Here is a 12,884-nt window from a genome sequence, read left to right on the forward strand (position 1 = left end):
ACAGTGCCTGGATCGCACCGGTGGCGCGCGACGGTCTGGGAAGGGCACCTTCCTGATGTCGGCCGACGGCCCGTCGATCAGGTCAGGCAGGGCGAGGGTCAGCGGGAGATCGCGACGCTTCAAGACCGCGTCGGGCTCAGCGAACATCCTCAACCGACCGATACGGACCTGCTGGCTGATCTGCATCGGTTTCCGCGATCCCCCGAGCACGTTCCGGCCTGGTATCCGCGGAGCGAGGAGACCCGGTAGTCCGGGCTTCGCCCAGGGCATGTCGTCCGAGGATGATCAACAAGACCGCTTCAAGGCCGATGGTGATCACGCCGATCGCAGCACTGGTAGGCGACGCCGGGATCATGAACGCCGTATGGGAGACGAGGATCCCTCCGATGAGCCATAGGCGATGGCTGTCGGCCCAGTCGGCTGACTTTCGCCAGCGCAGGACCAGCCAGCCGAAGGGGATTGCGGTGACCGCGGCGACGAACAGTCGCAGGGGCCGTGACATCAGGTCGCCGAACAAGAGGTGTGACCCGAATCCGAGTGGCAGCAGTGTGGTCAGGAAGGCCAGGGTCAGGTACGCCGAGACGATGCCGATCACCACGGGTCGTGGTGATCGCCGGTCGGTGCGGGCTCGGTCCGGGTCCTTGAATCGAGGCAGCACGCCGAGTGCCAGCCAGGCCAGCAGGGCGATCACGACGACGTAGCCGACGGTCCAGGGCCAGGGGGTTTGATAGCCGGGATCCTCGGTGGCCGAGACGATGACGCGCAGCCCGAGCACGCCGACGACGGCTAGTACGCCGGCGACGACGAATCCGCCGGTGCGCAGGTAGGGCTGTTGCCGCAGGGTGGGGAAGATCAGGTTGGTGATCATGATCGGCAGGAGCACGCTCAGGACGAGGTGGACCCCGATCTGGGATTCCCAGTAGGTCCAGTTGATGCCGAGGGCGCGTAGGCCCCAGTCGGCGGCGCCGTACATCTGGGGGCTGGTCAGTGCCTGGAGTCCGAGTCCGTCCTCGGCCAACTGGTAGGCCAGTCCGAGCGCGACCAGGCTCGGCCAGCCGGCGCCGACTCGGACCACGGCCTCGCGGATGAGGAGTACGCCGGCTCCGTACATGATCAGCAACAGTGGAAGGAGCAGCCAGGTTGTGGGTACGGCGACCGCGGTGAACGTCAGTTCGGCGCAGAACGGGGTCAGGAGTATCAGGGCCAACGCGGCCCGCAATCGTCTGCGTCCCGGCCGGATCTCGCTCGGCTGGGCATCGGCGGACCTGGGGCGGTCGGCGCGCGTCATGGGCTCGTTTCGAGAGGGTTCACTGGTCACGGGCATCGACCAGTCCTTGGATGTCGATCTTGGTCATGGCGTGCACGGCGGCAAGGATGCGCCCAGCGGTCTCCGGTTCCGCGCCCTTGAGGAGGTGTTGCAGGGTCGTGGGGATGACCTGCCAGGTCACGCCGAAGCGATCAACCAGAGAACCGCCGGGCCCCTCCTTGCCGCCGTCGGTGAGACCGGTCCAGAGCGTGTCCACCTCCTGTTGGGACTCGCACTCCGCATACATCGAGATCGCTCCGGTCAAGGGATACGGCTGGGCGCCGTTGTAGGCGACATAGCGTTGTCCGGCCAAGGCGAAGACGACGGTGATCACATGACCGTCCGCGTCGTGCTGGGTGTCCAGGATCTTGGAGTCGGGGAACAGGGCCGTGTAGTGGGTGGCAGCGGCCTCGGCCTGGCCGTCGAACCACAGAAACGTGCTGACCTGCATCGTGATCTCCCTTTCAGCGTTCGAGCGGTTGGCGATGGACCTCGGCTGGGTAGTCGTCGAGTTCGACGGTGTCGGCGATCTTCGCCAGCCCACGGCCGACGAGCCACCGGGGCAGGTACCGCACGATCCGTATCGACTGATTCCGCAGCCACAGTTGCCAGGGCGAGTCCGGCATCAGGCCACCGTCGCCAGCCGTGCGGGCGAAGTGCTGGGCTTGATCGACGAACTCCCGCATCGCCTTCTCGTACGCGGCATAGGCCACGCGATGATCACCGCCGGCCTTGGCCAGCTCGCCGGCCAGCACGTAGGCGCCGACCAGGGCCAGGCTGGTGCCGATCCCGGACATGGGGGAGGCACAGTAGGCGGAATCGCCCAGCAGTACGGTCCGGCCGCGCGACCAGCCGTCGACCTGCACCTGCTCGACCCGGTCGAAGTAGAAGTCCGACGCGTCCCAGATCCTCGGCAGGACGTCGGGAACCTCCCAGCCGGCGTCGGCGAAGGCGCTCGCGACGATCCGTTTCTGCGCGTCGAGATCTCGCCGGTCGTACTGGAGTCCAGGAGCGCGGAAGAAGAATCCCGCGAGTGCCCGGCCCGGCTCGACCACCGGACGCAGACCGGCGGTTCGGCCGGTCCGGCCGTTGCCACCCGGCATGGTGTACATCAACTGCCAGCCGTCAAGATCAACTTCGGACGGAACGGAGAACAGTGCGATGTAGGAGTCCAGATCGCGGAGGTAGCGGTCATCGGGGCCGAACATCAGTCGGCGTACGTTGGAGCGCACGCCATCCGCGCCGACGAGCAGATCGAATCGTCGGGGATCGGCCTTCTCGAACTCGACGTTGATGCCGTCCTCGTCCTGCTCGACGTTGGTGATCGCATCGTCGAAGACGTAGCCAACCTCGTCGTGGATCGTGTCGTAGAGGATCCGGGCCAGGTCGGTGCGCAGCAGGGCCCACTCGGCGACCGGACCGCCGGAAGGGCCGAACACATCCTGACCTAGGCTCGCCAGCCGCTTGCCCCGCTCGTCGATGAAGGCCATGCCGCGGGCTCCGATGCGAGCACGGTCGACCTGCGCAACGAGTCCCATGCGTTCGATCACCTGTCGCGCGGTGCCGCGGATATCGACTGCATGCCCTCCGGTGCGGGGAGCCGACGCTCGCTCCACTACCGTCGGCCGGAAGCCATAGCGACGTAGCCAGTACGCCAGGGCCGCCCCGGCGATACCGCCTCCTGACACGAGGATGTCCCGATTCTCCATCGACCCTGCCTTCCGATTGAGCGATACGGCGTATCCGCAGTCGCAGCGTGAACACCGTATGACCACAGATAGGCGAAATCTAAGGGACTGTTCTCGGATAGTGAACTAGTGCAGGTGAGTAAGTGAACTAGTACTATGGGCTCGTCCGCTGCGGGTCTGCGCCCAAAGAGATCGGAGAACCGTGCCGTCGTCGCATCCCGAATCGCCCTACCGAGTGATCGCCGCGGAGATTCGCGCCAGGATCGCCAGCGGCGCGCTCCGCCCCGGCGATCGGGTTCCGTCCATCAGGGCCATTGCGCAGCAATGGGGCGTGGCGATCGCGACCGCGACCAAAGTGACAGCCGTCCTGCGAGAGGAGGGTCTCGTGGAGGCGAAGGTCGGTTCGGGGACGGTCGTCAAGTCCCAAGTCGGTCGTCAGCCTGGACGTGCCCCTCACCGCGATTCCTCGGCTGTGCGACCGGCGCACTCGCTCGACCAGGAGCTGCTTCGAACACGCATCCTTGGCACCGCCGTTGACCTTGCCGATGCCGAGGGGCTACACACATTGTCGATGCGCCGACTCGCCGCCACCCTGGAGCTCGGGCCGATGTCGCTGTACCGGCAGTTCACCGGCAAGCAGGAACTGCTGATCCAGATGGCCGACCACGTTCTCGGCGAGTTGGACCTGCCCGTTGGCGGTCTACCGGGATGGCGCGCGAAACTTGAGTTTGTCGCCCGCGAGCAGTGGCGGCTCTGCCGCCGCCATCTGTGGCTGCCTCAGGTCGTTTCGTTCACCAGGCCCGCGCTGGCCCCCAACATGATGGCGCAGACCGAGTGGACCCTGGAAGCGCTCGACGGGCTCAACCTCCCGATGGGCGTCCGGCTCCAGGAAGCCCTGGCCCTGCCTGCACTTGTCGTCGCCCTCGGCTTGTCCAAGGCTGAGGAAGCTGCGGCCGAGCGGACGACGGGCATGACGCAGAGTCGTTGGTCCGAAACCCAGCGAACCCATCGTCGAGAGCTCCTTGCCAGTGGACGGTTTCCCCTCCTGGCCACGCTGTCGGACGACCAGCCGCCCGACCTTGACGTCTTGTTCGAGTACGGATTGGCACGCCATCTCGACGGATTCGCGGTCATGATCGGCGATCAGCCGAAGACCTCGGTCGCGCCTGCGTAGTTCCTCGTCGCTCGCGACGACCTCGACGTTGTCCTCGTGGCGACGCCCACCTTCCTGCATGCGCCGATTTCGGTCGCGGCTCTCGAGGGTGGCCGGCACGTTCTCTGCGAGAAGCCGCTCGCTCTCTCGGGCGACGAGGCCCAAACGATGATGGAGACGGCCATCGAAGCCGGCCGAGTTTTGAAGGTGTGTTTTCGTCCTGGGGCTGCTGGCGGACCGCTACCCGAAGCGCCGGATTCTGCTGATCAGCTATGGCGGGGGGATCCCTTTGGCAGTGCTGCTCGCCGGCCTGACCCTCACACAGCTGGTGCAGGCCTGGCAGGTGATGCTGATCGCCGTCGGCTTCGGCGTCATCGACGCCTCAGTGACCCGGCCCGGCAGTCCTTCAGCATTGAGTTGGTCGGCCCGTCCGAGCTCCGGAGCGCGGTCAGCATCAGTTCCTCGATGCTGCATCTCTGCGGGATGGTCGGTCCGGCCATGGGGGGGAGTGTTGATCAGCACGGCCGGGACGGGCTGGTCGTTTCTCGTGGCCGCGGGTTGTTTTGCGGTGCCGCTCGTCGTCCTGATCCTGATCCGCACCAGTGAGTTGCACCTGCTCCCGCGAGCGCCGATTGAGCGTGGGGGACTCGTGGCCGGCCTGCGTGGCGCCATCAGCCGGCCGGACGTACTCTGGCCGACCCTCCTGATCGGTCTGTTCGGGATGTTCACCAGCAGCCTGACGGTGACATTGGCGGTCTATGCGCACTCGGTGTTTCATTCCGGCCCCGGCGGATACGGCTTGCTGACCACGATCGTCGCCGTCGGATCGCTGTCCGGCGCGCTGATAGCGGGGCGCCTGCGACGCACGCGGCTGCGCACCCTGATGGCCGTCGCGCTGGTGCTCGCCGCGTTGTACGTGGTCGGGGCGGCGACGCCGTCCGAGTTCGCCTTCTGGGTGATCTTGTTCTGTATCGGCGCGGGCACCCTGCTGCTGTCGACCTCGGCCAACTCCACCGTTCAGTTGGCCGCGCCGGACGGTATCCGCGGGCGGGTCGTCAGTGTCTTCTTCCTCGTCTACTTCGGGTCGGCCACCGTCGGGGGACCGTTGCTGGGGAGTGTCGTCCAGCAGTTCGGCCCCTCGGGGGGCATGGTGATCGCCGGAGCCCTGCCCGGCATCGGCACCTTGCTGATCATGGCGATCATGCTCGTCCATCGCCTATGTCGCCATAGGGACCGAGGAGTCGCTTCGGACCTCCCGTTGCGACGACCTGATGTTACTGGGGACTGAGGATTCGGGCCGCGGCTCCCGTGATGTGGTCCCGCATCCGGGCTGCGGCGGCCTCGGCGTCCCCCTGCGCGAGCGCTTGCATGATCAAGTTGTGTTCGGGTGCTGCGTGATGCGAACCGGTTCGGCCCATCTTGGAGAACATGCGGAACCTCTGAATCTGGCCGGCCAGGGCCGAATAAGCCAACTCGAGGAAGGGGTTCCCGGCCTGAGCGGCGATGAGCCCATGGAAACGATCGTCGGACCGCCAGTAGGCCTGGAACCCCTCGGTGTCCCGATCGGCGACACCGACCGATGCGTCGAACTCCTGATGGGTCTCCTCGATCGCGGCGAGGAACTCGGGCGTGGCCAGGGTCGCGGCTCCCGCGGCCAGCGCGGGTTCGATCGCGAGCCGGGCGTCGCGAAGCTGCCGGACTTCGGTCAGGCTCATGACCGAGGCGACCCGGTATCCCCGGAGCGCTTCTCGGCGGACCAGTCCGGTGTGCTCGAGCCGGGCCAATGCCTCGCGAAGGGGAGTCTGGCTCACGGCCAGTTCTCGGGAGAGGGCACCGATGTTCAACGGCTCGCCGGGGCCCCGAACGCCGTCCATGAGCTGGCCGAGCAGCACTCGGTACATCTGGTCGGCCAGCGGCTGCCGTACGGCTTCACCCTCGGTCACGTCCCTCAGCATGTCGTCCCACCTCGGTTTCCCGCCACTCAGGCGTCCGCTATAGTATAGCCAATACTATTTGATCGAGCTGGGAGACTTCCGTGTCGGCGTTCAGCACCCATCGACCGAAGCAAGTCCATGCCGAGGAGGGTCGGATCGAGCCAGCGTTCGGGCGGAGCCTGGATGCATCATGACCGAGTACATCGCTACCCCGCTCGTCAACGGCTTTCCGGCCCAATCGTCATCCCACGGGGCATTCGGCTGGAGCAGTCTTTGGCTGCTCTCGAATCGCTCGCGGAGGGTGCTCATCGACACCGGGCCACCGCAATACATTCCGCTCATTCGTACGCGGTTGGCCGCAATGGACCTCACCCCGTTCGACATTACCGACGTTCTGCTCACACATCTTCATTGGGACCACATCGCAAACTTCACGATGTTCCCGAACGCGCAGCTCTGGGTGGGGGACCGAGAACTCGACTGGGCAGCGCGACAGCCTGCTGGGTCGGTCCATCTTTCTGATCTCCACGTCCAGGAGATCCTGCGGCGGAGCTGCGATGTCGGTCGAATTCGTGCTGATCATGATGTGCTGCCGGGAATTCACGTGATCGACACCGCGGGTCATACGCCTGGCCATCTGGCCTTTCTTACCCAGACGGCCGAGGGAGCTTTCACTTTTGCCGGCGACGCGGTCAAGAATCTTCGGGAATTGGTGACCGGAGTCGCCGACTCGACCATGGATCCGCGGGCCAGTCGTCGATCGATCGACCGACTACGCTCCCTGCTCCGCGGCGAGGGGGATCTCCTTGTCCCTGGGCACGATGCGGGGCTCGCCTTCGACGGTCAGCAGGTCACCCGCATCGACTCGGCCCAAGCTCGCGTCACCTACATCCTCGACCAGGGGTCCAGCGATCAGGAGAGGACGATACCGTGACCAAGATCCTTTACACCGGTGGTGCGGGGCGGATGGGTCGTGTCATCCGCGAACGACTTGAAGGTCGCTACGACGAGGTGGTCCTTTATTCGCGCCGGCCACACGATTCAGACCTCCTCACTGGTGAGTCCGGTGTTGTCGGCGGGCTCGACGATCTTGAGGCCCTGACCCAGGCGGCGAAGGGTGTGGATGTCATCATCCATTTGGCCGCCGCTACCGACGAGGCAGGCTATTCCGATATCGAGCGGGATAACATGCACGGCACGTACAACGTCTATGAGGCGGCTCGGACGGCAGGCGTCCGGCGGGTCGTTTACGCGAGCTCAAATCATGCCGTCGGGTTTTACCCTGCGGGCCAAGTTCTCGACGAGCAAGTGCTGCCGAGACCCGATACCTATTACGGTTTGTCCAAGGTATTCGGCGAGGCGTTGGCTCGGCTCTACCATGACAAATGGGGAATCGAATCCGTATGTCTCCGGATCGGCACTTTCCGGCCCGAGCCCGAAGACGTTCGGCAGCTCGCACTCTGGCTGAGCTGGCGGGACGGAGCGGAACTCGTCCGGTGTGCCATCGAGGCCACCGGCGTCGGATACGAGATCGTCTACGGCTGTTCGGCCAACTCGGAACGATGGTGGAACGCCGACCACGGATGGCGTGCCATCGGGTTCGTGCCCCAGGACGATGCGGCCGACCATGCCGCGGCCGTTGATCGGTCGGTCCGTCCACCGGAATTCCAAGGTGGCGCCTGGGTTGCCGAGGACTACCGGGGAGGTCTTTGGTGAGCACCGGGCCGAACTCGCAGACCGTTCTGATCACCACGGCATACCTCCGCCCTGGAGATGAGATATCGCGAAACCTCGAACGCATCGGCTGCGCGGTTGAACATGCGCCGGACCTCGACCTGCTCGAACCGGGGGAACGTGATCGGCTGATCGCTCGCGCGGACGCCATCATCGCCGGGACCCGGCCGCTGACGGCCGAGCACCTCGCTCAAGCCCGTCGATTGCGGGTCATCGTACGTACCGGTGTCGGTTTTGACAGCGTCGACATCGCCGCTGCCACAAGACTTGGTATCCCCGTATGCGTGACGCCGGGTGTCAATCGCAGGGCTGTCGCCGAGCACGTCTTCGCCCTCGCGCTCGCGCATTCCCGCAACATCGTTGGGAGCGCGGCGCAACTGTCAGTGGGGGAGTGGCACCAGCCGACCGGGCGGGAGCTCGCCGGCCGAACCCTCGGCATCGTCGGTCTCGGCTCGATCGGACGGGAGGTGGCCCGGATCGCCACGGCGTTCGATCTGAACGTGATCGCCCACGACCCGCACCTTGATCACGAGTACGCCCGAAGCCGTGGGATCGAGTCGGCATGCCTGTCCGACCTGCTCCGACGCGCCGACATCGTCACGCTCCATCTCTACCTGAACGATGAAACGCGAAATCTGATCAACGCGCAGGCACTCGCCACGATGAGGTCTCACGCGTTGATCATCAATACCGCGCGGGGTGGTCTGGTCGATGAGGCAGCCCTTGCGGCAGCCGTGAGGTCGGGCACGATCGGCGGGGCAGCGGTCGACGTCTTTGCCGAGGAGCCGCCGCCACCGACGAGCCCGCTCCGCGGTGTCGACGGCATCCTCATGACCAGTCACATCGCGGGCGCAACTCTCGAAGCCCGCGCCACCGCGAGCGCGATGGCTGCCGAGACCGTGATCGCGGCCCTGGGCGGTTCGGTTCCGCCCAACCTCGTCAATCCCGACTACGCCCGCCGAGCCGCATCATGATCATCAAGACTTCGGACGGCACGCTGCGCCTCGCGGCGAACCTCAAGTTCATGTTCACGGAAGTGCCGATGCTCGATAGGTTCTCGGCCGCAGCGTCAGCCGGGTTCGCCGCGGTCGAGCTCCCACAGCCCTATGCCTTCGATCCGTTACGACTGCGTCAGCGTCTCGACGCGGTCGGGCTCCGGACGGTGTTGATCAACACACCGGCCGGCCCGGCGGGCTCGGGGACGGTGATGGGCGCGGCGTTCGATCCCGAGGCCAGGAAGGAATTCCGCGACGGCATCGACAGGGGGCTCGAGTACGCGACCGAGCTTGGCTCTCCGAACCTTCACGTCATGGCTGGACTCCGGCCGGCGGGGTGCGACCCCGATGGCGCCTTCGCCTGTTACGTCGCGAACATCGCCTGGGCCGCCGACCGCGCTCGGGGCCGCGACATCCGACTGGTCCTGGAAGCGATCAACAAGCGCGACCAGCCCGCGTACGGTTTGGCCTCGGCAGAGGTGGCGGCCCACGTCGCGGAGGCGGTTGGCGCCGACGTCGTCGGAGTGCTCTTCGATGTCTACCACGCCCAGGTCGACCGGGGTGATCTGCTCACGCGCTACGACTCCCTGCACCACCTCATCCGGCACATCCAGATCGCCGACAATCCCGGACGGGCAGAACCCGGAACAGGCGAGATCGGCTACCCGGCGGTGCTGCGGCAGATCGCCCGCTCGGGCTACGAAGGCTGGATCGGGTGTGAGTACCGACCGTCGATCGACACGGCCACCAGCCTTCGCTGGATCACCAAGATCATCGAGGAGCGATCATGACCGGCGGACCGCGGGTCGCGCTGATCAGCGCGACCACGGCAGCGATGCGGCCCGCGGAGGAGGCCTTGATCACGGAGATCCCGGAGGTCGAACCGTGGCACCTGCTCGACGACCGGCTGCTGACCGACGCCGAGGCCAACGGCGGCGTCGGCGACGAGCTCCGGGCCCGGATGGAGCGGCTGATCCGGTACGCCATCTCGGGTGGGGCGGCTGCGGTACTCCTGACCTGTTCGCAGTTCGGAGCAGCGACCGCGGCGTTCCACCCAAGATCAGCAAGCAACGGCGTTCCCGTCCTGGGCTCCGACGAGTCGGCGTTTGCCGAAGTCGTCGCGCTGGCGCCGCGGCGGCTGCTCGTCCTGGCCTCCCTGGCGTCTGCCGCCGAGGACACGACCTGCCGGATCAGCCAGGCGATGGCCGGCGCCGGCCTCATCTGCGAGGTTGACGCTCGCATCGGGGAAATCCAGGCGGAAGGCGATCTCCTCGGAGCGGACCCGAACCTGGGTGACTCGGCCGGATCCTACGACGCGATCCTGCTCGCCCAGTATTCGCTCGCTCCCGCGGCGTCCGGTCTGAGAACCCTCGGCATCCCGGTGTTCTCCGGTCCGGCCGCCGCAGCGGCAGTCCTCCGGCAACGGCTCGGGGGGCGGTCGCGATGATCGGGATCATTGCCGACGATGCGACGGGAGCCTCCGATGTCGCTGCCGCGTTGACACGCCGCGGCGTCCGTACCGCCCTCGCCTTCGACGCCGACGTTGACCCCTCCGAGGTCTCCGGTGCAGGCGCCGTCGTGGTCGGGCTGAAGACGCGTACCGCCGAGCGCCAACACGCGGTGGCGCTCTCGCTGCGTGCCCTGAAGTCCTTGCAGGAATGTGGCGCGACCCGGTTCTACGTCAAGTACTGCTCAACCTTCGACTCGACCGCTGACGGCAACATCGGACCGATCACTGACGCCGTCGCCGATGCACTCGGGGCGGCAGTGGTGGTCACGACCCCGAGCGCGCCTCGCCATCGGCGGTCCGTCTACCAAGGTCATCTCTTTGTCGGAGATTCCCTGATCAATGAGACGCACATGGCCCAGCACCCGCTCACCCCCATGACCGACTCGTCCGTGCCTCGTCTCCTGCAGGCACAGACTCCACATCGAGTCGCGCTGCTAGGCCACCGGATCATCAGCCAGGGCGAACCCGCCATCAGAGCCGCGATCGCGGACGCGCAGCGCGACGGGGTGCGCCATCTCGTGGCGGATGCCATCCATGACGACGATCTCTCCATTCTCGCTGCGGCGGTCGGTGACGCCCCGCTCACCGCCGGGTCAGCCGGGCTGGTCGAGCACTTGCTGCAGAGCGCGCCAGGGACGCCGACCAGGTCGCCGTCGATCGGCACCCGTACGGTGATCATCGCGGGCAGTTGTTCACGCAGAACCTGCGAACAGATCGATCACTACGTCGCGGCCGGTGGGGCCCATTACCGCGTCGCCGCCATGGTTGACTCGGATGAAGATCAACTCGTCGCCGATGGACTCGGATGGTTCGACGCGCACCCGGCCGGGCCCGTCCTCTTCTACTCGTCGCAAGCCGCGACCGAGCGGGTGAAGGCCGACTCCGGCCTGAGCGACCGGTACGAGCGCATTGCGGGGCGGCTGGCCGGTGGGGTCCGCGAGCGCGGTGTGCGGCGCATCATTGTGGCCGGCGGCGAGACCTCGGGCGCCGTGATCAACGCGCTCGGAGTGCGAGTCACCCTGGTCGAGTCGGAAGCCGCGCCCGGAGTTCCGTGGCTGTACGACGGTCGGTCCGGCACCAGGCTCCTCCTGAAGTCCGGCAACTTCGGCCCGCCCGACCTGTTCACCAGGGAAGGCGGACTGGCATGATCACGGAGGCTGCGCTACGTCGTCTGCTGATCGACACCGGCGCTACCATCCACCGCCGAGGCCTCACCCACGGCCGGACCGGCAATCTCTCCGTCCGCACGGCTACCGGATGCCTGGTCACTCCCACCGGCCGGTCTCTGGGAGATCTCCAGGCCGACGAGTTGAGCCTTCTGGACCTGGACGGACGCCATCGCGCCGGACCCTCGCCGACCAAGGAGGCCTTCCTCCATCTGGCGATCCTGCGATCCCGTCCCGACGTTGGTGCCGTCGTCCATACTCACTCGACCGCCGCGACCGCCGTTTCCTGCCTCCATGATCTGGACCCGGTGGCCGCGATTCCTCCACTGACAGCGTATTTCGCGATGCGCGTCGGCGCCGTCGCGCTGCTGCCGTACGCGAGGCCCGGCGACCCCGCACTCGAATCCGTCATCACCGAGGTCGCCGGTACACATTCCGCACTGCTGCTGCGCAATCACGGCCCTGTCGTTGCCGGACCCGACCTGCCGACGGCCCTCGACGCGCTCGAGGAGCTCGAACACGCCGCCGAGATCTTCCTTCGACTGGCTCCGTTCCAGGACCGCATCGGACTGGCGGGGATCCCCGCCTCGAACCAGGAGACGATGGCATGACTCACCTTCGGATCAGAGTCCTCAGCGGCCTCGCACTGCGCAGCCCTCTCGTCGAATGCATCTATCCCGCGTTCGAAGCCGAACACGACGTGACTATCGAGGCCGTCTTCGATCCCACGACCGTGCTCCTCGAACGGCTGCGCGCCGGTGAGCCGGCAGATGTCGTCATCGCCACCGACTCCGGCAATGCGAAACTGGTCGAAGAGGGAATTCTCGACGGCACATCGACAACAGCACTCGCCACCTCGAGCATCGGCTACGCGGTATCCGGACCGCACCCCGGACCGCCGATCAAAGAGACTGCGGCGTTCCTCGAATTCGTGGCCGGGGCGCGCTCCATCGCCTACACCCGAACGGGTGCCAGCGGGATCCATTTCATGTCGATTCTCGAGAACTACGGTTTGACCGATGACATCAACGCCCGAGCCACGATTCTCGATGGCGGGTTCACGGCGGAGGCGCTACTCGATGGACGAGCTGATGTCGCCATACAGCAACTGAGCGAACTGGCCGCCGTACCAGGCGTGTCTATCGTCGGTCCCATTCCCGACGAGCTGCAGCAGAACGCCAGATTCACGGCCGCGGCGTCGGTACGGACTCATCCGTTGTCACCTGAACTCCTGCGCGCACTATCCGGCAGGGCAGCTCGCATTGCGTACCAGTCCGCCGGATTGCAGCTCCCCATCGACACCGAATCATCGTGAAGGACCGATCAGCTGTGCCATTCACCCCAGACAGGGCAGTCCCGTACGTGCCGGTATCTGCCGACCTAGACACGCCGAACAGC

At 66.2% G+C, this 12,884-nt stretch carries 14 protein-coding genes and 1 pseudogene; 11 read left to right on the forward strand and 4 right to left on the reverse strand.

The window, feature by feature from the left end; translation table 11 throughout:
• Positions 1-136 precede the first annotated feature (136 nt).
• The 3 genes from ACFQU4_RS03170 to ACFQU4_RS03180 are packed head-to-tail and all read right to left on the reverse strand — an operon-like array spanning position 137 to position 3,015.
• On the reverse strand, positions 137-1,288 hold the full coding sequence (locus ACFQU4_RS03170) for a hypothetical protein (RefSeq protein ID WP_377486826.1): 1,152 nt from the start codon (positions 1,286-1,288) through the stop codon (positions 137-139).
• Positions 1,289-1,307: 19 nt separating this feature from the next.
• On the reverse strand, positions 1,308-1,757 hold the full coding sequence (locus ACFQU4_RS03175) for a VOC family protein (RefSeq protein ID WP_377486828.1): 450 nt from the start codon (positions 1,755-1,757) through the stop codon (positions 1,308-1,310).
• A 13-nt stretch (positions 1,758-1,770) separates the two neighbouring features.
• Positions 1,771-3,015, reverse strand: a complete 1,245-nt coding sequence (locus ACFQU4_RS03180) for an FAD-dependent monooxygenase (RefSeq protein ID WP_377486830.1) — start codon at positions 3,013-3,015, stop codon at positions 1,771-1,773.
• Between the two features lie 181 nt (positions 3,016-3,196).
• On the opposite strand from ACFQU4_RS03180, the gene ACFQU4_RS03185 reads away from it, so the two are divergent.
• The 3 genes and pseudogenes from ACFQU4_RS03185 (at position 3,197) to ACFQU4_RS03195 (ending at position 5,435) form a co-directional block, all read left to right on the forward strand.
• Positions 3,197-4,168, forward strand: a complete 972-nt coding sequence (locus ACFQU4_RS03185; protein WP_377486832.1) for a GntR family transcriptional regulator — start codon at positions 3,197-3,199, stop codon at positions 4,166-4,168.
• Between the two features lie 18 nt (positions 4,169-4,186).
• Positions 4,187-4,345: pseudogene (locus tag ACFQU4_RS03190) on the forward strand (Gfo/Idh/MocA family oxidoreductase); the annotation flags it as partial.
• 31 nt (positions 4,346-4,376) lie between these two features.
• The gene (locus ACFQU4_RS03195) at positions 4,377-5,435 is read left to right on the forward strand and encodes an MFS transporter (protein WP_377487342.1); all 1,059 of its coding nucleotides are present in this window, start codon (positions 4,377-4,379) and stop codon (positions 5,433-5,435) included.
• On the opposite strand, the gene ACFQU4_RS03200 is transcribed toward ACFQU4_RS03195, so the two are convergent.
• Positions 5,422-6,102, reverse strand: coding sequence for a GntR family transcriptional regulator (locus ACFQU4_RS03200; protein WP_377486834.1), 681 nt, complete (start codon positions 6,100-6,102; stop codon positions 5,422-5,424). The genes ACFQU4_RS03195 and ACFQU4_RS03200 overlap by 14 nt on opposite strands.
• A gap of 169 nt (positions 6,103-6,271) precedes the next feature.
• Between ACFQU4_RS03200 and ACFQU4_RS03205 the strand changes: the two genes are divergently transcribed.
• From ACFQU4_RS03205 to ACFQU4_RS03240, 8 genes are read left to right on the forward strand one after another with little or no spacing between them, the layout of a single operon-like run.
• On the forward strand, positions 6,272-7,015 hold the full coding sequence (locus ACFQU4_RS03205; RefSeq protein WP_377486836.1) for an N-acyl homoserine lactonase family protein: 744 nt from the start codon (positions 6,272-6,274) through the stop codon (positions 7,013-7,015).
• Positions 7,012-7,797 (forward strand): NAD-dependent epimerase/dehydratase family protein, encoded by a 786-nt coding sequence (locus ACFQU4_RS03210; RefSeq protein WP_377486839.1) that lies wholly within the window; start codon positions 7,012-7,014, stop codon positions 7,795-7,797. The genes ACFQU4_RS03205 and ACFQU4_RS03210 overlap by 4 nt, the downstream gene beginning before the upstream one ends.
• Entirely contained in the window at positions 7,794-8,789 is a 996-nt protein-coding gene (locus ACFQU4_RS03215; protein ID WP_377486841.1) for a phosphoglycerate dehydrogenase, read from the forward strand. The genes ACFQU4_RS03210 and ACFQU4_RS03215 overlap by 4 nt, the downstream gene beginning before the upstream one ends.
• Positions 8,786-9,601, forward strand: a complete 816-nt coding sequence (locus ACFQU4_RS03220; protein ID WP_377486843.1) for a hydroxypyruvate isomerase family protein — start codon at positions 8,786-8,788, stop codon at positions 9,599-9,601. Before ACFQU4_RS03215 ends, ACFQU4_RS03220 begins: the two co-directional genes overlap by 4 nt.
• Positions 9,598-10,257, forward strand: a complete 660-nt coding sequence (locus ACFQU4_RS03225; protein ID WP_377486846.1) for a hypothetical protein — start codon at positions 9,598-9,600, stop codon at positions 10,255-10,257. Before ACFQU4_RS03220 ends, ACFQU4_RS03225 begins: the two co-directional genes overlap by 4 nt.
• Positions 10,254-11,468, forward strand: a complete 1,215-nt coding sequence (otnK, locus tag ACFQU4_RS03230) for a 3-oxo-tetronate kinase (protein ID WP_377486849.1) — start codon at positions 10,254-10,256, stop codon at positions 11,466-11,468. Before ACFQU4_RS03225 ends, otnK begins: the two co-directional genes overlap by 4 nt.
• On the forward strand, positions 11,465-12,097 hold the full coding sequence (locus ACFQU4_RS03235; protein WP_377486852.1) for a class II aldolase/adducin family protein: 633 nt from the start codon (positions 11,465-11,467) through the stop codon (positions 12,095-12,097). Before otnK ends, ACFQU4_RS03235 begins: the two co-directional genes overlap by 4 nt.
• Positions 12,094-12,801, forward strand: coding sequence for a molybdate ABC transporter substrate-binding protein (locus ACFQU4_RS03240; protein WP_377486854.1), 708 nt, complete (start codon positions 12,094-12,096; stop codon positions 12,799-12,801). The genes ACFQU4_RS03235 and ACFQU4_RS03240 overlap by 4 nt, the downstream gene beginning before the upstream one ends.
• Positions 12,802-12,884: the final 83 nt, after the last annotated feature.

Origin of the sequence: Microlunatus sp. GCM10028923 (assembly GCF_042666975.1) — a bacterium.
Lineage (GTDB): Bacteria > Actinomycetota > Actinomycetes > Propionibacteriales > Propionibacteriaceae > Microlunatus.